The following is a 19,572-nucleotide window of genomic DNA, read 5'->3' on the forward strand; positions in this document are numbered from 1 at the left end:
GTTCTAGAAGTCGATGCCCGCGGCGCGCAGGAGGGCGGCCGTTTCGAATAATGGCAAACCCATGATACCCGAATAGGACCCGTCGATTCGCTCGACGAATTCCGCCGCGCGGCCCTGTATGCCGTATGCGCCGGCCTTGCCGAACGGCTCGCCGCTCGCCACGTAACGCGCGATCGCGGCGGGCAGCGCAGGCGCGAAACGCACGTGCGAGCGCGAGACGGCGACGGGCAGGCACACGCCCTCGGCGTTCACCACGGCTACCGCCGTGAGCACTTCGTGCTCGCGGCCCGCGAGGCGTTCGAGCATCGCGTAGGCATCGGCGGCGTCGTGCGGTTTGCCGAGAATATGGCCGTCGATGGAGACGGTGGTGTCGGCGGTGAGAATCGGCGCATGCTCATGCGCGCCCGCGACGAGGCGCGCGCGGGCAGCGTCGGCCTTCGCGGCGCACACGCGCTCGACATAGACGGCGGCTTGCTCGCCGGGCAGCACGGTTTCGAGCGCTTCGGCGTCTTCGTCGGGACGCGGCAGCAGCAACTCGAAGCGCACGCCGAGCTGTTGCAGCAGCTCCTGGCGGCGCGGGCTTTGCGAGGCGAGATAGACGAACGGATAGGGCGCGTTGGTGGGCATCGGAGCGTCTTTATCGTTACGGACTTCGGGTTGACGCGCGCGCTTGCCGGCAAAGCGCAGGCGCACGGCGAAAAGCGGCTCAGGCGCGCTTCAGACCTGCATCACACGCGATGATAGGGGTGATTCTGCGTGATGGTCCACGCGCGGTAAAGCTGCTCGGCGAGCAGCACGCGCACCATCGCATGCGGCAGCGTGAGGGACGAAAGGCGCAGGAGCGTGTCGGCGCGCGACTTGAGTTCGGGGTCGAGGCCGTCCGCGCCGCCGATCAGGAACGCCACGTCGCGGCCATCCTGCTGCCAGAGCGGCAGTGCCTTGGCGAGCTGCATCGTGGTCCAGTCCTTGCCGCGTTCGTCGAGCGCGACGATGCGAGCGTTTTTCGGCAGCGCGGCTTCGATTCGCGCGCGCTCGGCCGCCATGACGCTTTCCGCGGAACGGCCCGACGAGCGCTGCTCGGGCTTCACCTCGCGCAACTCGATGCGCAGCTCCGGCGGCATGCGCTTCGTATATTCCTCGAAGCCCTCGGCGATCCAGTCCGGCATCTTGTGGCCGACGGCGACGATATGCAGTTTCATCGTTCGCGAACGCTGCGCCTACTTGGCGGTTTTACGCGCTGCGGTCTTGCGCGCGGGCTTCTTCACGGCCGGCGCGGCTTCCTCGTCTTCGTCCTCGTCGTCCATCGGCTCGCTCGGGCGCGCGCCCACGAACCCCGTGCTGGCCGCGAGCTTCACGCGCACCGGCTTGTCGCCCCAGATTTCCTCGAGGTTGTAGTACTGGCGCAGCGCGGGCTGGAGGATGTGGACGACCGCGTCGCCGCAATCCACGAGCACCCATTCGCCGATGTCCTCGCCTTCCGTGCTCACGATGTCGCCGCCGGCTTCCTTGACCTTCTCGCGCACGCTGTTGGCGAGCGCTTTGGTCTGGCGGTTCGAGGTGCCGCTCGCGACGACCACGCGGTCGAACAGCTCGGTCAGATGGCTCGTGTTGAAGACGCGAATGTCTTGTGCCTTGACGTCTTCGAGACCGTCGACGATAGCGCGTTGAAGTTTGCGGATGTCCATAGTTACCCGTGATGCAGATAGAGATGATGTTGAAGGATATAGTCCCACACGGCTGCGGGAAGCTTGTCGGCGGCTGTGCCGCGACGTTGCCCGCTCGCCACGCAGGCAGGCAGATCGCGCCGTATTTCGGTCGCCGAAACGTCGAGCGCGAGCGTGTCGTCGACCAGCAAATGGCCGTGCGGCGTTCTCGCAAGCGTGGCCGCGCTCGCGCGGCGCGCGGCGGCTTCGCGCGCGACTTCGGGCGGCAGCGCCGTGAAGTCGTCGTCGAAGCCGAAGCCCGGCCGGCTCGCCACGCCCAGATGCGCGAGCGCGAACAGCTCGCGCCATTCGTGCCACGAATCGAGGTGCAGCAGTTGATCGGCGCCCATTAGCAGCGTGAGCGCGGCGTTTGCGTTGCTCGCGCTTTTGGCGCGCCATCGGCGCAGCGTTTCGACCGTGTAGGTCGGGCCGTCGTGCCCGATTTCGTCGGCATCGACCGTCACCGTCACGCCCGGTAGCGCGAGCGAGCCGGCCGCCGCGCGCGTCATGGCAAGCCGGTGCTGCGCCTCGGTGACGCCGGGCTTTTGCCACGGTTGGCCGGCGGGCAGCAGGATCAGCTCGTTCAGGCCGAGCACGCGCGCAAAATGGCGCGCGAGCGCGAGATGGCCCTCGTGGATCGGATCGAACGTGCCGCCGAGCAGCCCGACGCGCCTCTCGAGCGCATTGGGTGGGACGGTGAAAGTTGGCTTCACGGCGTCAGATCCAGTCGCGCACGGGCAGGAAATCGCTGTACAGCCGCGCTTCCGGCGTGCCCGGCTGGGGCTGCCAGTCGTAGCGCCAGGCGGCGCCCGGCGGCATCGACATGAGGATCGATTCCGTGCGGCCGCCGCTTTGCAGGCCGAAGTGCGTGCCGCGGTCCCAGACCAGGTTGAATTCGACGTAGCGCCCGCGCCGGTAAGCCTGGAACTCGCGTTCGGCTTCGCCGTAGGGCGTGGCGCGGCGCTTTTCGACGATCGGCAGATACGCCTTCAGGAAGCCGTCGCCCACGCTGCGCAGCATGGCGAACGCCTCGTCGAAGCCGCCCGCGGCGTAGTCGTCGAAGAAAATGCCGCCCACGCCGCGCGCCTCGTTGCGGTGCTTGAGGAAAAAGTAGTCGTCGCACCAGCGCTTGAAGCGCGGGTAGAGGTCCGTGCCATAGGGCGCGAGCGCGTCGCGGCACACGCGGTGAAAGTGCTGCGCGTCTTCCTCGAAGCCGTAGTAGGGCGTAAGGTCCATGCCGCCGCCAAACCAGAACACGGGCGCCTCGCCCGCCTTGGTCGCGAGCAGCATGCGCACGTTCATGTGCACGGTCGGGCAATACGGGTTGCGCGGATGCAGCACGAGCGAAACGCCCATCGCCTCGAAGCCGCGGCCGTTGAGTTCGGGGCGCGCGGCCGTCGCCGAGGGCGGCAGGGCGTCGCCGGAAACGTCGGAAAAGCCGATACCCCCGCGCTCGAAGAACTGCCCGCCTTCGATGATGCGCGTGCAACCGCCGCCGCGCAGCTTCTCGCCAGGCCCGCGCTGCCAGTTGTCCGTCGCGAACGGCGTGCCGTCGAAGGCGCCCAGCGTGTCGGCGATCTGCGTCTGCAGGCCGGCGAGCCAGGTGCGGACGGCGGCGCTGTCGGGTGAGGCGCGGTTAGGGGTGTCGGTCATCGATGAAATAGGGACGGCAGCGCGCCGGCGCTGGAATCGGGTTGTTCGTCGGGTTATTCGGACAGACCGCCCGGGGCGGTCTGACAGCGGCAGTGTAGCGCCGATTGAAGCGGCGCCCGGCGCCAATGGCGGCCGCCCGGACTGCTGCGCGGCCCACGCGACGCCCGCGTACGCGGTCAGATGAAAACGCCTTGAATTTGCACCGTTGCGCGGCGGCCACGACGCGCCGGCTGGCGGCTTTCCGTGGCTGTTCGCTTCCTTTTCAGGGCCGCGCGCAAAGGCGGCCCCCGGAAAGCGCCGCGCTTACTGCTTGCGCCCAGCGGCGCGATAGCCGATGTCGTTGCGATACTGCATGCCGTCGAACGAGATGCGGTTCACGGTTTCGTACGCCACTTTCTGCGCGCTGCGCACCGAATCGGCCAGACCCACCACGCACAGCACGCGGCCGCCCGAGGTCACGAGCTTGCCGTCCACGACCTGCGTGCCCGCGTGGAACGTGACCGAGTCGGCCGTTTCGGCGGGAATGTCGCTGATGCGGTCGCCCTTGCGCGGGGTGTCCGGATAGTTGTGCGCGGCGAGCACGACGCCGAGCGCCGTGCGGCGATCCCATTCCAGCTCGATCTGGTTCAGCGTGCCGGCAATGGCGTGCTCCACGACCTTCGAGAAGTCGCCCTTCAGGCGCGCCATGATCGGCTGCGTTTCCGGGTCGCCCATGCGGCAGTTGAATTCGAGCGTCTTCGGGTTGCCTTGCGCGTCGATCATCAGACCGGCGTACAGGAAGCCCGTATAGCGGATGCCTTCCTTCTCCATGCCCGCCACGGTCGGCAGGATGATTTCGCGCATCACGCGCGCGTGCAGTTGCGGCGTGACGATGGGCGCGGGCGAGTAGGCGCCCATGCCGCCCGTATTCGGGCCCTGATCGCCGTCCTGCAGGCGCTTGTGGTCCTGGCTCGACGCGAGAGCGAGCACATGCTTGCCGTCCACCATGACGATGAAGCTCGCTTCCTCGCCCGCGAGGAATTCCTCGATCACCACGCGCGCGCCGGCGTCGCCGAGCTTGTTGTCGGCGAGCATCATGTCGATGGCCTGATGCGCTTCTTCCAGCGACATCGCCACGACCACGCCCTTGCCGGCCGCGAGGCCGTCGGCCTTGATGACGATGGGCGCGCCGTTTTTGTCGACGTAGGCGTGTGCGGCCGCGGCGTCCGAGAACGTCTCGTACGCGGCGGTCGGGATGTTGTGGCGCTTCATGAACGCCTTGGCGAAGTCCTTCGAGCTTTCGAGCTGCGCGGCTTCCTTCGACGGACCGAATACCTTCAGGCCGCGCTGGCGGAACACGTTGACGATGCCGGCCGCGAGCGGCGCTTCCGGGCCGACCACGGTGAACGCGACGGCTTCGCGCTCGGCGAAATCGGCAAGCTCGTGGACGTCCGTGATGTCGATGTTGGCGAGCCGATCGTCCTGCGCGGTGCCGCCGTTACCGGGTGCGACGTAGACGAGCTGCACGCGCGGCGCCTGCGCGAGCTTCCACGCCAGCGCATGTTCGCGGCCGCCAGAACCGACGACGAGTAACTTCATGAGAATCCCCGAAAGACCAAGACCAGAAACAGTTGCGGCCGGCGCACAGTGCGCCGGCCGTGAAAATCGCATGCGGGAGGCGGGCCGAAGCAGAACCCCGGCGCGGCCTCCCGGGGCCGACGCCTTATTCCCCGGCGATCGACGCGTTGGTGTACACGTCCTGGACGTCGTCCAGGTTTTCGAGGGCGTCGAGCAGCTTTTGCATCTTCACGGCATCGTCGCCCGTGAATTCGACCTCGTTCTGCGGCTTCATGGTGACTTCGGCCATTTCCGCCTTGAAGCCCGCGGCTTCGAGCGCGGTCTTCACCTTCGTGAAGTCGAACGGCGGGCAGACCACTTCGATCGAGCCGTCTTCGTTCGTCACGACGTCGTCGGCGCCCGCTTCGAGCGCGGCGTTCATGAGGTCGTCTTCGGGCGTGCCCGGCGCGAACACGAACTGGCCGACGTGATCGAACATGAACGCGACCGAGCCGTCCGTGCCCATGTTGCCGCCGAACTTCGAGAACGCGTGACGCACTTCCGCGACCGTGCGGGTGCGGTTGTCGGTCATCGTGTCGACGATGACGGCCGCGCCGCCGATGCCGTAGCCTTCGTAGCGGATTTCCTCGTAGTTCGCGCCGTCGACGCCGCCCACGCCGCGCTGGATGGCGCGGTTGATGTTGTCCTTGGGCATGTTGGCGTCGTACGCCTTGTCAACAGCCAGACGCAGGCGCGGGTTCGTATCGGCGTCGCCCCCGCCCATGCGCGCCGCGACCTGGATTTCCTTGATGAGCCGCGTCCAGACCTTGCCGCGCTTCGCGTCGGCAGCAGCCTTCTTGTGCTTGATGTTGGCCCATTTCGAATGACCCGCCATACCTTTCTCCGTCTCACGCGCCATGCGCGTGCAGTGTGCAATGTGCTGCTGTCGTTGCGATGTTCCCGGGCGCGGTCTTCGTGCGTCGTTCGCGCGGCAGCATGTGCCGGGAGGACGGGACGCAGCGCCCGTTCAGGTGGATCTGAATTTTATCACGCCGGGACCGACCGGCTTCGCCCGCATCCTTGACGAAACCGCATGCGCAACGACAGGCGGGCGCCGGCGGCATCGGCGGGGACGGGGCGTATAGGGGTGGGATCGGTTGTGCCCGGCCGCCCCTGCGCAACGACGGTGCAGGGTTAGTTCTTCGTGCCGAAGAGCCGGTCGCCGGCGTCGCCCAGGCCCGGGATGATGTAGGCGTGCCCGTCGAGGTGTGAATCGAGCGAAGCCACGTAGAGCTTGACGTCCGGGTGCGCCTTCTGGAACACGTCCACGCCTTCGGGCGCGGCTACCAGCGCGAGGAACAGGATGCGCTCGCCGGGCACGCCGCGGCGCTTGAGCACGTCGATGGCATGCGCGGCCGAGTAGCCCGTCGCCACCATCGGGTCGCACAGGATGAAGGTGCGGTCTTCGAGATCGGGCAGGCGCACGAGATATTCGACCGGGCGATGGTCGTCGGCGCGGTACACGCCGATATGCCCCACGCGCGCCGAAGGCACCAGTTCGAGCAGGCCGTCGGACATGCCCACGCCCGCGCGCAGCACGGGCACGATGGCGAGCTTCTTGCCCGCGATCACGGGCGCGTCGACTTCGACGAGCGGCGTCTGCACGCGGCGCGACGCCACCGGCAGGTCGCGCGTGATTTCATAGCCCATCAGCAGCGTGATCTCGCGCAGCAGCTCGCGGAACGTGCGCGTGGACGTGTCCTTGTCGCGCATGTGCGTGAGCTTGTGCTGGATCAGCGGGTGATCGAGGATGAAGAGATTCGGGAAACGGCTGTCCTGTTTCATGGCGGGGCGCACGAGGCTGCAAGGGAATCGGGGAATCGGTCGTGCCGCTGCCGCGCGAGTCCGAAGCGGCGTGCCTGGGCTGCGCGGTGGCGGCGAGCACGGGCCGCCGCGCGCGGCAAGCGCTCACGGCTTGCGAGGGCGCCCGGCCGCGCTACAGGCGCAAGTATACGGTAAGCACGCGCGCACCGGCGCGCGCGGATGCGTGCTGGTGGGTGCTAGTGCGCGCTGGTGCGCCTCGGTGCGCCTCGGTGCGCGGGCAGCCCGTTTTGCCCGTGGAGGCCCGGCCTCGCCTCCAGCGGTCTTCCACGCGCAGCGGCCGATTCTTCTAGAATCCCAAAAAGGTCGCAGGGCGGCGCCGTATCCGCACTGTCACAGTCAGGTCATCCACGCAAAAGGACACGAATACGATGGACATGGGCATCGCAGGACGCACCGCGCTGGTATGCGCGGCCAGCAAGGGGCTCGGGCGCGGCTGCGCCGAGGCGCTCGCCGCCGAAGGCGTCAACGTGACGATCGCCGCGCGCACCGCGCAGACGCTCGAGGAAACCGCCGCGCATATCCGCAAGAGCACGGGCGTGGACGTCAAGGCGGTGGCCTGCGACATCACGACCGAAGCGGGCCGCGCCGCCGCGCTCGCGGCGTGTCCGTCGCCGGACATCCTCGTGAACAATGCGGGCGGACCGCCCCCGGGCGACTTCCGCACGTACACGCATGAGGCGTGGATCGCGGCGCTCGAGGCGAACATGCTCACGCCCATCGCGCTGATCCAGTCCACCATCGACGCCATGATCGCGCGCGGGTTCGGGCGCATCGTCAACATCACGAGTTCCTCGGTGAAGGCGCCGATCGACGTGCTCGGCCTCTCGAACGGCGCGCGCTCGGGGCTCACGGGCTTCGTCGCGGGCGTGGCGCGCCAGGTGGCGAACACGGGCGTCACGATCAACAACCTGCTGCCGGGCGCGTTCGACACCGACCGCATCCAGGCCACGATCGTCGCGCAGGCCAGGGCGAGCCAGATTCCGGAAGAAGAAGCGCGTGCGCGCCGCATGAAGGCGATTCCCGCCGGGCGGTTCGGCACGCCCGACGAATTCGGCCGCGCCTGCGCGTTCCTGTGCAGCGTGCACGCGGGCTATATCACCGGGCAGAACTGGCTGATCGACGGCGGGGCTTATCCGGGCACTTACTGAACAAACGGCGCGGCGCGCCTCGCGCCGCATCGCGACCATCGCACACGCAACTCTCACAACAAGGAGCTTCACGCCATGCCAACCCGCGTCGCACTGATCGCGCACGACCACAAGAAGGACGACATCGTCAAGCTGGCGAGCGAGTACGTCGAGACGCTGCGCCATTGCGAAATCATCGCGACCGGCACGACCGGCTCGCGCATCGAGGCCGCAACGGGCCTGAACGTGGAGCGCATGCTTTCGGGCCCGCACGGCGGCGACCTGCAGATCGGCGCGCGGCTCGCCGAGGGCAACGTCGACATCGTGATCTTCCTGCGCGACCCGATGACCCCGCAGCCGCACGAACCGGACATCAACGCGCTCGTGCGCGCATGCGACGTGCACGACGTGCCGTGCGCCACGAACATTTCGACGGCGCGCATGATCCTCGACGCGCTCACGCTGCGCCAGAAAAACGCGGTCTGAAGCGCGCGGGCGGTGCGCGCCGTGCAGTCCGCATTCAGGACAACACCAAGGAGACGTGATGACCAAGGCAATCCGATACGACAAGACCGGCGGCCCCGAAGTGATGAAGTGGGTGGACGTCGATGTGGGCGAGCCGGGCGAGGGCGAGGTGCGTGTGCGCCAGCGCGCTTGCGGCCTCAATTACATCGATGTGTATTTCCGCACCGGGCTGTATCCGCAGCCGCTGCCCGCCGGGCTCGGCATGGAGGCGGCTGGCGAGGTGACGGCGGTGGGAAAAGGCGTGAGCGCGCTGAAGGTGGGCGAGCGCGTGGCGTATGTCGGGCGGCCGCCCGGCGCTTACGCGCAGGAGCGCGTGCTGCGCGCCGACCAGGTGATCAAGCTGCCCGACGCGATCAGCGACGAAGCGGCGGCTTCGATCATGCTCCAGGGCCTCACGGCGCAATACCTGCTGCGCCGCACGTATCGCGTGAAGGCCGGCGACACCATCCTCATTCAGGCGGCGGCGGGCGGCGTTGGGCTGCTCGTGTGCCAGTGGGCGAAGGCGCTGGGCGCGACCGTGATCGGCACCGTGGGCTCGGACGAAAAAGCCGCGATCGCAAAGGCGCACGGCTGCGACCATCCGATCGTCTACACGCGCGAAGACTTCACGGCGCGCGTGCGCGAGATCACGAACGGCGCGGGCGTGCCCGTGGTGTACGACTCGATCGGCAAGGACACCTACACGAAATCGCTCGACTGTCTCGCGCCGCTCGGCATGTTCGTGAGCTTCGGCAATGCTTCGGGGCCGCTGCCGCCGATCGACTCGTCGGAGTTCGCGGGGCGCGGCTCGCTCTTCTTCACGCGCCCGACGCTCTTCACCTATATCGCGAAGCGCGCCGACTACGAGGCGATGGCCGCCGAACTGTTCGACGTCGTCGCCTCGGGCAAGGTCAAGACGTCGATCAACCAGCGCTATGCGCTCAAGGACGTCGGGCAGGCGCATGCCGATCTCGAAGCGCGCAAGACCACGGGCTCGACCGTGCTGATTCCGTGACGTCAATACCGATGCACCGTCGCGCCGCATGGGGCATGCCATCGGCGCCGGCGCATTGATTCGGGCTTTACGTTCCTTTACTCCGTTCTGGAGACGCAGAGGGACGCCGGAGGCGCGCAACGCCAACGTTGCGCGCCTTTTTTCTTTCCGTTCCCGTCCCCGCGTTTACACGTTTTTTATACGGGCGCCAAAACCTTTGATCCGGATTTAATGCATTAGCGCGTAACTTTCAGCCATCCGTCATCCGCGAATGGAGAACACGACAATGGATGTGCTGTATATCGGGGGGCTCGCGGTATTCGCCGCGCTCACGTACGCGTTGATCGCGGGCTGCGAGAAGTTGATGCAGTTCCGCCGCGATCAAGGTGCGAAGGGGGTGCGCCCATGACCTGGATCTTCTGGCTATCGGGCGCGGCAACGCTGTTGCTGTTCGTTTATCTCGTCCATGCGTTGCTGCGCGCGGAGGATATCGAATGAACGCCAACAATCTGCTCCAGGCGGGGATTTTCCTCGTCATCCTGCTCGCGCTCGCGGTGCCTGTCTCGGGCTATATCACGCGCGTGCTCGACGGGCGCTCGCGCGTCGTGCGCCTGTTCGCGCCGCTCGAAAACCTGCTCTATCGCGTCGCCGGCGTCGACCCGCAGGCCGAGATGAACTGGAAGCGTTATGCGTTCGCCACCATCTCGTTCAACGTGCTCGGAGTGGGCTTTCTTTATGTGCTGCTGCGCATCCAGGGCTGGCTGCCTGGCAATCCTCAGCAATTCGGCCCGATGACGGCGGACGGCGCGCTCAACACGGCCGTGAGCTTCGTCACCAACACCAACTGGCAGGACTACACGCCCGAGCAAACGGTGAGCTATCTCACGCAGATGCTCGGCCTCACGGTGCAGAACTTCCTTTCGGCGGCGACGGGCATCGTGGTCGTGATCGCGCTGATACGCGGCTTTGCGCGCCACTCGGTGCAAACCATCGGCAACTTCTGGGTGGATCTCACGCGCACGACGCTTTACGTCCTCGTGCCGATGGCGGCCATCATCGCCGCGCTCCTCATGAGCCAGGGCATGATCCAGAACTTCAAGGCGTATCAGGACGTGCCGGTGCTGCAAACCACGACCTACGCCGCGCCGAAGCTCGACGCCCAGGGCAATCCGGTGAAGGACGCGAAGGGCAATCCCGAAACGGTCGATACGAAGGTCACGTCGCAAACGCTTGCCATGGGCCCGGTCGCCTCGCAGGTGGCGATCAAGATGCTCGGCACCAACGGCGGCGGCTTTTTCAACGCCAACTCGGCGCATCCGTACGAGAACCCCACGCCGGTTTCGAACGTCATCGAAATGTTGGCGATCCTGATCATTCCGGCGGCGCTGTGTCTTGTGTTCGGCAACATGGTGGGCGACCGCCGGCAGGGCGTGGTCGTGCTCGCGGTGATGACGGTTGCGTTCGTCGTGGCCGTGGGTTGCGTGTTCTGCGCCGAGCAAGCGGGCAATCCGATGTTCACGGCGCTCAACGTCGACCAGCACGCAAGCGCGCTGCAGGCCGGCGGCAACATGGAAGGCAAGGAAACGCGCTTCGGCATCGCGCAAACGGGCATTTTCGTCGTCGCCACCACGGCGGCTTCGTGCGGCGCGGTGAACGCCGCGCACGACTCGCTCACGCCGCTCGGCGGCCTTGTTCCGATGCTCTTCATCCAGCTCGGCGAGGTGATTTTCGGCGGCGTCGGTTCGGGCCTTTACGGCATGCTCGTGTTCGCGCTGCTCGCCGTGTTCGTGGCGGGGCTCATGATCGGCCGCACGCCCGAATACGTCGGCAAGAAGATCGAGTCGTTCGAGATGAAGATGGTGTCGATCGTCGTGCTGCTCACGCCGCTGCTCGTGCTGCTCGGCACCTCGATCGCCGTGCTCTCCAGCGCGGGCAAGGCCGGCATTTCCAATCCTGGCGCGCACGGCTTCTCGGAGATCCTCTATGCGTTCAGCTCGGCGGCCAACAACAACGGCAGCGCGTTCGCGGGTCTTTCCGTGAACACGCCGTTCTATAACTGGCTGCTCGCCATTGCGATGTGGTTCGGCCGCTTCGGCACGATCATCCCGGTGCTGGCCATCGCGGGGTCGCTTGCGAGCAAGAAGCGCATTGCGGTGACGGGCGGCACGCTGCCCACGCATGGCCCGCTCTTCGTCGTGCTGCTGCTCGGCACGGTGCTGCTGGTTGGCGCGCTCACGTATGTGCCCGCGCTCGCGCTCGGTCCCGGCGTCGAGCATCTGATCATGATGGGCGTGCATTGAACGGGGATCTTCGCAACATGAGCGAAACGAAAATGAATCAGCATAGTGCAACCCGGTCCATGTTCGATCCGGCGCTCGTGCGCCCGGCTATCGTGGACTCGTTCCGAAAACTCAAGCCGCGCACGCAGTTGCGCAACCCGGTGATGTTCTGCGTGTACGTGGGCAGCGTGCTCACGACGATCCTCTGGATCGCGGCGCTCGTGGGCCAGGCCGAAGCGCCCGCGGGGTTCATCCTCGCGGTCGCGCTCTGGCTGTGGTTCACGGTGCTGTTCGCGAACTTCGCGGAAGCGCTCGCCGAAGGGCGCTCGAAGGCGCAGGCGGCGTCGCTTCGCCAGGCCAAGAAAGACGTCATGGCCAAGAAGCTCAACGAGCCGCATCCGAAGGCGCCGATCCGCATCATGACGGCTTCGGACCTGCGCCGCGGCGATGTCGTGCTCGTCGAAACCGGCGACACGATTCCGGCGGACGGCGAAGTGATCGAAGGCGTGGCCTCGGTGGACGAATCGGCCATTACGGGCGAATCGGCGCCGGTGATCCGCGAATCGGGCGGCGACTTTTCTTCGGTGACGGGCGGCACGCGCGTGCTCTCGGACTGGATCGTCGTGCGCGTCACGGCGAATCCGGGCGAAGCGTTCCTCGACCGCATGATCGCGATGGTCGAAGGCGCGAAGCGCCAGAAGACGCCGAACGAAATCGCGCTCACGATCCTGCTCGTCGCGCTGAGCATCGTGCTGTTGCTCGCCACCGCCACGCTGCTGCCGTTCTCGATGTTCTCGGTCGAAGCCGCGAAGATGGGTCACGTGGTCACGATCACGGCCCTCGTGGCGCTGCTCGTGTGCCTGATTCCGACCACCATCGGCGGTCTGCTTTCGGCCATCGGCGTGGCCGGCATGAGCCGCATGATGCAGGCCAACGTGATCGCGACTTCGGGCCGCGCCGTGGAAGCCGCCGGCGACGTGGATGTGCTGCTGCTCGACAAGACCGGCACGATCACACTGGGCAACCGTCAGGCGTCCATGTTCGTGCCCGCGCCCGGCGTGAGCGAGGAAGCGCTCGCGGACGCCGCGCAACTCTCGTCGCTCGCCGACGAAACGCCGGAAGGCCGCAGCATCGTCGTGCTCGCGAAGCAGCGCTTCAACATTCGCCAACGCGACATGAACGCGCTGCACGCCGTATTCCTCGCCTTTAGCGCGCAAACGCGCATGAGCGGCGTGGATATGCCGGGCCGCGAGATCCGCAAGGGCGCCGCCGACGCCGTGAAGCATTACGTCGAAGCCCACGGCGGCCGCTTCCCCGGCGAAGTCGATCATGCCGTGGACGACGTGGCCCGCCGCGGCAGCACGCCGCTCGTGGTGGCCGAAATGCACGATGGCGCGGCGCGCGTGCTCGGTGTGATCGAGTTGAAGGACGTGGTGAAGGGCGGCATCAAGGAGCGTTTCGCCGAACTGCGCAAGATGGGCATCAAGACCGTGATGGTGACGGGCGACAATCGCCTGACCGCCGCCGCTATCGCTGCGGAAGCCGGCGTCGACGACTTCCTCGCGCAAGCCACGCCCGAAACCAAGCTCGCGACGATCCGCGAACACCAGGCGCAAGGCAAGCTCGTGGCGATGACGGGCGACGGCACCAACGACGCGCCCGCGCTCGCGCAAGCCGACGTGGCCGTCGCGATGAACACGGGCACCCAGGCCGCGAAAGAAGCGGGCAACATGGTCGACCTCGACTCGAACCCGACCAAGCTCATCGAGATCGTCGAGATCGGCAAGCAGATGCTCATGACGCGCGGCTCGCTCACGACGTTCTCGATCGCCAACGACGTCGCGAAGTACTTCGCGATCATCCCGGCGGCGTTCGCTTCGACGTATCCGCAACTGCGCGTGCTCGACGTCATGCACCTGACGTCGCCGTCTTCGGCGATTCTCTCGGCGGTGATCTTCAACGCGCTCATCATCGTGATGCTGATTCCGCTTGCGCTCAAGGGCGTGAAGTACCGGCCGCTCGGCGCGGCGACGCTGCTGCGCCGCAATCTGCTGGTCTACGGACTCGGCGGCATCCTCCTGCCGTTCCCGTGCATCAAGCTGATCGACATGGTGCTCGCCGCGTTCGGCTGGGTCTGAGCCGCGCGCAGAGACGCTGAGAAGCCGATAGATACATAGGAAACCAAAATGAAATCGCAGTTTCGTCCTTTGATCGTGATCTTCGCCGTGCTGACGGTCGTCACCGGCCTCGTGTATCCGGCCGTGATGACCGCGTTCGGCCAGGCCGCGTTCCATCGCCAGGCTAACGGCAGTCTTGTGGAAGCCGACGGCAAGGTGGTGGGCAGCGCGCTCATCGGCCAGCAGTTCGACGCGCCCCAGTACTTCTGGGGGCGGCTCTCGGCCACTTCGCCGATGCCGTACAACGCGACGGGTTCCGGCGCATCGAACCTCGGGCCGACCAACCCGGCGCTCGCCGACGAAATCAAAGGCCGCATCGCGGCGCTCAAGGCCGCGGGCACCGATGTTTCGCAACCCGTTCCCGCCGATCTCGTGACGTCCTCGGGCAGCGGCCTCGATCCGGAAATCTCGCCGGCCGCGGCTGCGTACCAGGTGGCGCGCGTGGCGCAAGCGCGCCACATGAACGCGAACGACGTACAGGCGCTCGTGGACCGCTGCACGAAGGGCCGTCAGTTCGGTCTCTTCGGCGAGCCGCGCGTGAACGTGCTCGAACTGAACCTCGCGCTCGACGGCAAAGCGGTTAGCTGAGCGGGAACGCCAGTCCGCACCGCACGCTCGACGCCTCGCGCGCCGGGCGTGCGGTGTGGCCGTTGATTGCTCGCGGGATGCCCGCGGTTTGCCCGCGTTTGCCCGCGTTTGCCATTTCCGCGCCACGGTGAGACGATCTTTGGTGCCACCCGTGCCCATCCACACGACATCCCAACCGATTTCCGCATGAACCGCCCCGATCCCGACGAACTGCTCGACCGGCTGCAGCGCGACGAAGAAAAACGCCGCCGCGGCAAGCTGAAGATTTTCTTCGGCGCATCGGCGGGCGTCGGCAAGACTTATGCAATGCTGCAGGCCGCGCGCCGCCGCGCCGAGGAGGGAGCGGACGTGGTGGTCGGCATCGTCGAAACGCATGGGCGCAGCGAGACCGCCGCGCTCACCGCCGGGCTCGACGTCATGCCGCGCCAGCGCATTGCCTACCGCGGGCGGCTGCTCGAAGAGTTCGACCTCGACGCCGCGCTCGAACGCAAGCCGCAACTCGTGCTCGTCGACGAACTCGCGCATTCGAACGTGGCCGGCGCGCGTCACATGAAGCGCTGGCAGGACGTGTACGAACTGCTCGACGCAGGCATCGACGTCTACACGACCGTCAATGTGCAGCACCTCGAAAGCCTCAACGACGTGGTGGGGCAGATCACGGGAATTCGCGTCTGGGAGACGGTGCCCGACCGCGTGTTCGATCGCGCCGACGAAGTCACGCTCGTCGACTTGCCCGCCGAAGAACTGCTCGACCGCATGCGCGACGGCAAGGTCTACATGCCCGCGCAGGCCGAGCGCGCGGTGCGCAACTTCTTTCGCAAGGGCAACCTGATCGCGCTGCGCGAACTGGCGCTGCGCCGCACGGCCGACCGCGTGGACGCGCAGATGCGCGAGTACCGCGCCGACCGTTCGATCCAGCATGTGTGGCAGGCGCGCGAGCGTCTGCTCGTCTGCGTGGGGCCGGGGCCCGAGGCGAGCGCGCTGGTGCGCGCCGCCGCGCGCCTCGCCGCGAGCCTGAAGGCCGACTGGATCGCCGTGTATGTGGAGACGCCAAAGCTCCAGAGCCTGCCCGATGCGACGCGCGAGCGCACGCTCGGCGCGCTCAAGCTCGCCTCCGAACTGGGCGCGGAAACGGCGACGCTCGCGGGCGAGGACGCCGCGACCACGCTGGTCGGCTACGCGCGGCTGCGCAATGTGTCGAAGCTCGTGGCGGGCGGCTCGTTGCGCACGGGCTTTTCGCGCTGGGTGAAACGTCCGTTCGGCGAGCGTCTGGCCGAAAAAGCCGGCGACGTCGATCTCACGCTCGTGCGCGCGAGTGCGGGCGACGCGCTGCGCCCCGGCAGCGAGCCGGGCGCGGTCGGTGCCGCCACGCGCGCCGCGAACGCGTGGCGCGAGGCGCTCGCGGCAGGGGGCGCCGGGCGCTCGCCGCCGCGCGCCTACGCGGCCGCGCTCGTGATCTGCGCATGCGTGACGCTGATCGCGAGCCAGTTGATCGACCGCATCGACCTCGCGAACCTCGTGATGCTGTATCTGCTCGGCGTGATCTTCGCGGCGACCAGGCTCGGTCGCGGGCCGGGCGTGATGCTCTCGTTCGCGAGCGTCGCGGCGTACGACTTTTTCTTCGTGCCGCCGCGCATGTCGTTTTCGGTCACGGACACGCAATATCTGCTGACCTTCGTCGGCATGCTGCTCACCTCGCTTGTCATCAGCCATCTCACGTCGAGCCTGCGCCGCGAGGCGAGCGTCGCGCAGCGGCGCGAACAGCGCACGGGCGCCATGTACGCGATGGCGCGAGAACTGGCCGCGGCGCTCACCACGGAGCAGATCGTCGCGATCGGCAGCCGTCACGTGAGCGAGGTGTTCGGCGCGCGCGTGGCGCTGCTGCTGCCCGACAGCGCCGACAAGGTGCAGCAGAAGATCGAGGAACCCGATCCGAAGATCATGCTCGACGCCGAAACCCTCGACATCGACGTGGGTCAATGGGTCTACGATCAGCAGAAGCCCGCGGGCAACGGCACCGATACGCTACCGGCCGCCGTTGCGCGCTACCTGCCGCTCAAGGCGCCGATGCGCACGCGCGGCGTGCTCGCCGTCGTGACGCGCGACGCGCGCGAGCTGCACGTGCCCGAGCAACAGCGCATGCTCGATGCGTTCGCCGCGCAAATCGCGCTCGCGCTCGAACGCGTGCACTACGTGGACATCGCGCGCGACGCGCTCGTCAACATGGAGTCGGAGCGGCTGCGCAATTCGCTGCTCTCGGCCATCTCGCACGATCTGCGCACGCCGCTCACGGCGATCGTCGGCTTTTCGTCGATGCTCGCGCAAACGCACGAGCCCGAGGAAGCGCGGGATGCGCGCTCGGGCGAGCTGATCGAGGCGATTCACGACGAGGCGCTGCGCATGACCGGCATCGTCACGAATCTGCTCGACATGGCGCGGCTGCAGGCGGGCAGCCTCAAGCTCAACCGGCAGTGGACGCTGCTGGAGGAAACGGTCGGCGCCGCGCTTGCTGCCTGCCGCCGCGTGCTCGCGCGGCATCCCGTGCGGGTGGTGCTGGAGGAGGGCTTGCCGCTGCTCCAGCTCGACGCCGTGCTGATGGAGCGGCTCTTTTCGAACCTGCTGGAGAACGCGGCCAAGTACACGAGCGCCGACACGCCGCTCATCATCGCCGCGCGCCGCGTGGAGGAGGGCGGACAGCCGTTCGTGCGCGTTTCGGTCGAGGACAGCGGACCGGGCCTGCCGCCCGGCATGGGCGAGCGCGTATTCGAGAAGTTCACGCGGGGCGAGAAGGAGTCGGCCAAGCCTGGCATCGGACTGGGGCTGGCCATCTGCCGGGCGATCGTCGAGGCGCACGGGGGTACAATCGGCGCGGCCAATCGCGTGGCCGCGGACGGCCATGTGGAAGGCGCGACGTTCTGGTTCGCGCTACCCGTGGAGTCGCCGCCGCCGCTGCCCGCCGATGTGACCGATGCGCAGGAAGCACAGGAAGCGCAGGAAGCGCTTGAAATGCCCGCCACCGCCCAGAAAACCGCCGATCCCAAACCCGCCAATGAGTGACCCGAGCATCGCCGTCGTCCTGATCGAAGACGAAAAGCAGATTCGCCGGTTCGTGCGCGCCACGCTGGAAGGCGAGGGCATCGTCGTGCACGACGCCGAAACCGGCAAGCAAGGCCTCGTCGAAGCGGCCACGCGCAAGCCCGACCTCGTGATCGTCGATCTGGGCCTGCCCGATACCGACGGCCTCGACGTGATCCGCGAACTGCGCGGCTGGAGCGAACTGCCCGTGATCGTACTGTCGGCGCGCACCCAGGAAAGCGAGAAGGTGGCCGCGCTCGACGCCGGCGCCGACGACTACCTCACGAAGCCTTTTGGCGTGTCCGAACTGCTCGCGCGCATCCGCGCGCAGCTACGCAGACGCAACCGGGGCGGCGCGAACGAGGCGCCGCAAGTGAGCTTCGGCGCCGTGAACGTCGATCTCGGGCTACGGCAGGTCACGCGCGACGGCGCGCCCGTGCATCTCACGCCTATCGAATACCGTCTGCTCGCCACGCTTGTGCGCGACGCCGGGCGCGTGCTCACGCACAGGCAACTGCTGCGCGAGGTCTGGGGACCGTCGCATGTGGAGAGCAGCCATTACCTGCGCATCTACATGGCGCATTTGCGGCAAAAGCTGGAGCGCGACCCCGCGCAGCCCGAGCACATCGTCACGGAGACGGGCGTGGGGTATCGGCTGGTCGGGGTGCAGTAGGCGCGAGCGTCGCCGCTGCTATAATTACGGTTCTGTAAGGACGGCCTTACGGATTCGCATGTCATCGGGGACGGCCCCATTTTTCGAATGGAGCGTTCCTCATGTCCTGGTTTCTTCTTTTCGTCGCGGGCCTGCTCGAAGTGGCGTGGGCCGCCGGTCTCAAATCTTCCGAAGGATTCACGCGGCTCTGGCCCTCGGTGTTCACCGTGGTGACGGCGCTCGGCAGCTTTGTGCTGCTCGCCATGGCCATGCGCCAACTCCCGCTCGGCACCGCCTACGCGGTGTGGACGGGCATCGGCGCGGTCGGCGCGTTCGTGTTCGGCATCGTCATGATGGGCGAAGCCGTGAGCGCGGCGCGTGTGGCGAGCGCCGCGCTGATCGTGCTCGGCCTCATCGGCCTGAAGCTTTCTTCGTCCGCCTGACTAAATCCGCGGCGCATAGGCCGGCCCGAACGTGTGCCGCGGCCGCGCAACACCGCTGCGGCGCCGCAGCGAGCGTGGCTATAATGGAACGGTCATAACCCGATAACACTCCGCGCCGCATGAGCGGCGAGCGTGTGCGCCCAGCGCCTGCTCTCCCGTTGCGCTCGTGGAGCGCCGGCGCGCCGGCCGCGCCGCGCGAGGAGGCAGCCATGCTGGAACCACTTTCGCTCGCCGCGGGCCTGTCCTGGGGCAGCGGCCTGCGCCTCTATCTCACGGTGCTGATGGCCGGCGTCCTGCAACGTCTCGGCCTGATTCATCTTCCCGACACGCTTGCCGTGCTCGCTTCGCCGTGGGTGATTGGCATTGCCGGCGCGCTCACCGTGCTCGAATTCCTCGCTGACAAGATCCCCGCGTTCGATTCACTCTGGGACGCGCTGCATACCTTCATCCGCATTCCGGCCGGGGCCGTACTGGCCGCCGGGGCGCTAGGGCATGCCGATCCGGCGCTGCTGACCGTCGCCGCGCTGGCGGGCGGCACGCTCGCGGGCACGGCGCATCTCGCCAAGGCGGGCACGCGCGCGCTCATCAATCTTTCGCCCGAACCGGTGTCGAACGTCGTCACGTCGAGCGCCGAGGACGGCATGACCTTCGTGGGCGTGCTGCTCGCGTTCTTCGTGCCGCTGCTCTTCCTCGTCATGCTCGTGGCGTTCCTCATGCTCGCGGCCTGGGCGCTCCCGCGCTTGTGGCGCGGCGTGCAGGGCGGTTTTCGCGGCATGGCGACGCACATGGTCTCGCGTCTCTCGTTGCGCGGTCGTCACGATTGAGCGGCGGCGCGGCTTCTTCTTCCAACGCAAAGCCTCCGCGCAGCGAAGGCGGTCCGGGCTTCGTGCAGGCTGAGCCGCCGGGTGCGGGCGGCGGTCAGGGTGGTCAGGGCGCCCCGCGTGGGCCCGTGGCCGT

At 67.3% G+C, this 19,572-nt stretch carries 20 protein-coding genes; 12 read left to right on the plus strand and 8 right to left on the minus strand.

Annotation, left to right across the window (positions count from 1 at the left end):
* Window positions 1–3: 3 nt before the first annotated feature.
* The 8 genes from U5768_RS26350 to upp all read right to left on the minus strand — a co-directional run bounded on the left by U5768_RS26350 (window position 4) and on the right by upp (window position 6,737).
* Window positions 4–627, minus strand: a complete 624-nt coding sequence (locus U5768_RS26350) for a Maf family protein (RefSeq protein WP_322033317.1) — start codon at window positions 625–627, stop codon at window positions 4–6.
* A 101-nt stretch (window positions 628–728) separates the two neighbouring features.
* Window positions 729–1,199: a 23S rRNA (pseudouridine(1915)-N(3))-methyltransferase RlmH gene (gene rlmH, locus U5768_RS26355; RefSeq protein WP_322033318.1), complete on the minus strand. Its 471-nt coding sequence runs from the start codon at window positions 1,197–1,199 to the stop codon at window positions 729–731.
* Between the two features lie 18 nt (window positions 1,200–1,217).
* On the minus strand, window positions 1,218–1,685 hold the full coding sequence (rsfS, locus tag U5768_RS26360; RefSeq protein ID WP_322033319.1) for a ribosome silencing factor: 468 nt from the start codon (window positions 1,683–1,685) through the stop codon (window positions 1,218–1,220).
* Between the two features lie 2 nt (window positions 1,686–1,687).
* Window positions 1,688–2,416 (minus strand): nicotinate-nucleotide adenylyltransferase, encoded by a 729-nt coding sequence (locus U5768_RS26365; RefSeq protein WP_322033320.1) that lies wholly within the window; start codon window positions 2,414–2,416, stop codon window positions 1,688–1,690.
* 4 nt (window positions 2,417–2,420) lie between these two features.
* A complete protein-coding gene (gene hemF / locus U5768_RS26370) occupies window positions 2,421–3,356 on the minus strand; it encodes an oxygen-dependent coproporphyrinogen oxidase (RefSeq protein WP_322033321.1) in 936 nt (311 codons plus the stop codon).
* Window positions 3,357–3,659: 303 nt separating this feature from the next.
* Window positions 3,660–4,934 carry a phosphoribosylamine--glycine ligase gene (purD, locus tag U5768_RS26375; protein WP_322033322.1) on the minus strand — a complete coding sequence of 425 codons (1,275 nt, stop codon included), beginning with the start codon at window positions 4,932–4,934 and terminating at the stop codon, window positions 3,660–3,662.
* Window positions 4,935–5,058: 124 nt separating this feature from the next.
* Complete coding sequence (locus U5768_RS26380) at window positions 5,059–5,787, minus strand: YebC/PmpR family DNA-binding transcriptional regulator (RefSeq protein WP_322033323.1); 729 nt, start codon at window positions 5,785–5,787, stop codon at window positions 5,059–5,061.
* Window positions 5,788–6,086: 299 nt separating this feature from the next.
* Window positions 6,087–6,737 (minus strand): uracil phosphoribosyltransferase, encoded by a 651-nt coding sequence (upp, locus tag U5768_RS26385; protein WP_321840292.1) that lies wholly within the window; start codon window positions 6,735–6,737, stop codon window positions 6,087–6,089.
* A 407-nt stretch (window positions 6,738–7,144) separates the two neighbouring features.
* Here upp and U5768_RS26390 point away from each other — a divergent pair, with 407 nt between their 5' ends.
* From U5768_RS26390 to U5768_RS26445, 12 genes are all read left to right on the plus strand, one after another.
* On the plus strand, window positions 7,145–7,924 hold the full coding sequence (locus U5768_RS26390) for an SDR family oxidoreductase (protein ID WP_322033324.1): 780 nt from the start codon (window positions 7,145–7,147) through the stop codon (window positions 7,922–7,924).
* A gap of 75 nt (window positions 7,925–7,999) precedes the next feature.
* The gene (locus U5768_RS26395; RefSeq protein WP_322033325.1) at window positions 8,000–8,389 is read left to right on the plus strand and encodes a methylglyoxal synthase; all 390 of its coding nucleotides are present in this window, start codon (window positions 8,000–8,002) and stop codon (window positions 8,387–8,389) included.
* 58 nt (window positions 8,390–8,447) lie between these two features.
* Window positions 8,448–9,422 carry a quinone oxidoreductase gene (locus tag U5768_RS26400; RefSeq protein WP_322033326.1) on the plus strand — a complete coding sequence of 325 codons (975 nt, stop codon included), beginning with the start codon at window positions 8,448–8,450 and terminating at the stop codon, window positions 9,420–9,422.
* Window positions 9,423–9,687: 265 nt separating this feature from the next.
* Window positions 9,688–9,810, plus strand: a complete 123-nt coding sequence (locus U5768_RS26405; RefSeq protein ID WP_322033327.1) for a potassium ABC transporter ATPase — start codon at window positions 9,688–9,690, stop codon at window positions 9,808–9,810.
* The gene (kdpF, locus tag U5768_RS26410; RefSeq protein WP_027819619.1) at window positions 9,807–9,899 is read left to right on the plus strand and encodes a K(+)-transporting ATPase subunit F; all 93 of its coding nucleotides are present in this window, start codon (window positions 9,807–9,809) and stop codon (window positions 9,897–9,899) included. Before U5768_RS26405 ends, kdpF begins: the two co-directional genes overlap by 4 nt.
* Window positions 9,896–11,701 carry a potassium-transporting ATPase subunit KdpA gene (gene kdpA / locus U5768_RS26415; RefSeq protein WP_322033328.1) on the plus strand — a complete coding sequence of 602 codons (1,806 nt, stop codon included), beginning with the start codon at window positions 9,896–9,898 and terminating at the stop codon, window positions 11,699–11,701. The genes kdpF and kdpA overlap by 4 nt, the downstream gene beginning before the upstream one ends.
* A gap of 32 nt (window positions 11,702–11,733) precedes the next feature.
* Window positions 11,734–13,818 (plus strand): potassium-transporting ATPase subunit KdpB, encoded by a 2,085-nt coding sequence (gene kdpB, locus U5768_RS26420; protein ID WP_322033390.1) that lies wholly within the window; start codon window positions 11,734–11,736, stop codon window positions 13,816–13,818.
* 48 nt (window positions 13,819–13,866) lie between these two features.
* Complete coding sequence (gene kdpC / locus U5768_RS26425) at window positions 13,867–14,445, plus strand: potassium-transporting ATPase subunit KdpC (RefSeq protein ID WP_322033329.1); 579 nt, start codon at window positions 13,867–13,869, stop codon at window positions 14,443–14,445.
* A 186-nt stretch (window positions 14,446–14,631) separates the two neighbouring features.
* Complete coding sequence (locus U5768_RS26430) at window positions 14,632–17,502, plus strand: sensor histidine kinase KdpD (protein WP_322033330.1); 2,871 nt, start codon at window positions 14,632–14,634, stop codon at window positions 17,500–17,502.
* Window positions 17,495–18,193 (plus strand): two-component system response regulator KdpE, encoded by a 699-nt coding sequence (gene kdpE, locus U5768_RS26435; RefSeq protein ID WP_322033331.1) that lies wholly within the window; start codon window positions 17,495–17,497, stop codon window positions 18,191–18,193. Before U5768_RS26430 ends, kdpE begins: the two co-directional genes overlap by 8 nt.
* A 101-nt stretch (window positions 18,194–18,294) precedes the next feature.
* A complete protein-coding gene (sugE, locus tag U5768_RS26440; protein WP_322033332.1) occupies window positions 18,295–18,615 on the plus strand; it encodes a quaternary ammonium compound efflux SMR transporter SugE in 321 nt (106 codons plus the stop codon).
* A gap of 209 nt (window positions 18,616–18,824) precedes the next feature.
* Window positions 18,825–19,439: a DUF4126 domain-containing protein gene (locus U5768_RS26445; protein WP_322033333.1), complete on the plus strand. Its 615-nt coding sequence runs from the start codon at window positions 18,825–18,827 to the stop codon at window positions 19,437–19,439.
* The last annotated feature ends 133 nt before the right edge of the window (window positions 19,440–19,572 follow it).

The organism is Paraburkholderia sp. J76 (assembly GCF_905220295.1).
GTDB lineage: Bacteria > Pseudomonadota > Gammaproteobacteria > Burkholderiales > Burkholderiaceae > Paraburkholderia.

Coding starts and splice junctions, on each gene's coding strand:
- U5768_RS26430 (WP_322033330.1), top strand. CDS start 14,632: ATGAACCGCCCCGATCCCGACGAACTGCTCGACCGGCTGCAGCGCGAC.
- hemF (WP_322033321.1), bottom strand. CDS start 3,356: ATGACCGACACCCCTAACCGCGCCTCACCCGACAGCGCCGCCGTCCGC.
- purD (WP_322033322.1), bottom strand. CDS start 4,934: ATGAAGTTACTCGTCGTCGGTTCTGGCGGCCGCGAACATGCGCTGGCG.
- U5768_RS26400 (WP_322033326.1), top strand. CDS start 8,448: ATGACCAAGGCAATCCGATACGACAAGACCGGCGGCCCCGAAGTGATG.
- sugE (WP_322033332.1), top strand. CDS start 18,295: ATGTCCTGGTTTCTTCTTTTCGTCGCGGGCCTGCTCGAAGTGGCGTGG.
- rlmH (WP_322033318.1), bottom strand. CDS start 1,199: ATGAAACTGCATATCGTCGCCGTCGGCCACAAGATGCCGGACTGGATC.
- kdpE (WP_322033331.1), top strand. CDS start 17,495: ATGAGTGACCCGAGCATCGCCGTCGTCCTGATCGAAGACGAAAAGCAG.
- kdpA (WP_322033328.1), top strand. CDS start 9,896: ATGAACGCCAACAATCTGCTCCAGGCGGGGATTTTCCTCGTCATCCTG.
- kdpF (WP_027819619.1), top strand. CDS start 9,807: ATGACCTGGATCTTCTGGCTATCGGGCGCGGCAACGCTGTTGCTGTTC.
- U5768_RS26380 (WP_322033323.1), bottom strand. CDS start 5,787: ATGGCGGGTCATTCGAAATGGGCCAACATCAAGCACAAGAAGGCTGCT.
- kdpB (WP_322033390.1), top strand. CDS start 11,734: ATGAATCAGCATAGTGCAACCCGGTCCATGTTCGATCCGGCGCTCGTG.
- U5768_RS26395 (WP_322033325.1), top strand. CDS start 8,000: ATGCCAACCCGCGTCGCACTGATCGCGCACGACCACAAGAAGGACGAC.
- U5768_RS26445 (WP_322033333.1), top strand. CDS start 18,825: ATGCTGGAACCACTTTCGCTCGCCGCGGGCCTGTCCTGGGGCAGCGGC.
- rsfS (WP_322033319.1), bottom strand. CDS start 1,685: ATGGACATCCGCAAACTTCAACGCGCTATCGTCGACGGTCTCGAAGAC.
- U5768_RS26390 (WP_322033324.1), top strand. CDS start 7,145: ATGGACATGGGCATCGCAGGACGCACCGCGCTGGTATGCGCGGCCAGC.
- U5768_RS26405 (WP_322033327.1), top strand. CDS start 9,688: ATGGATGTGCTGTATATCGGGGGGCTCGCGGTATTCGCCGCGCTCACG.
- U5768_RS26350 (WP_322033317.1), bottom strand. CDS start 627: ATGCCCACCAACGCGCCCTATCCGTTCGTCTATCTCGCCTCGCAAAGC.
- kdpC (WP_322033329.1), top strand. CDS start 13,867: ATGAAATCGCAGTTTCGTCCTTTGATCGTGATCTTCGCCGTGCTGACG.
- upp (WP_321840292.1), bottom strand. CDS start 6,737: ATGAAACAGGACAGCCGTTTCCCGAATCTCTTCATCCTCGATCACCCG.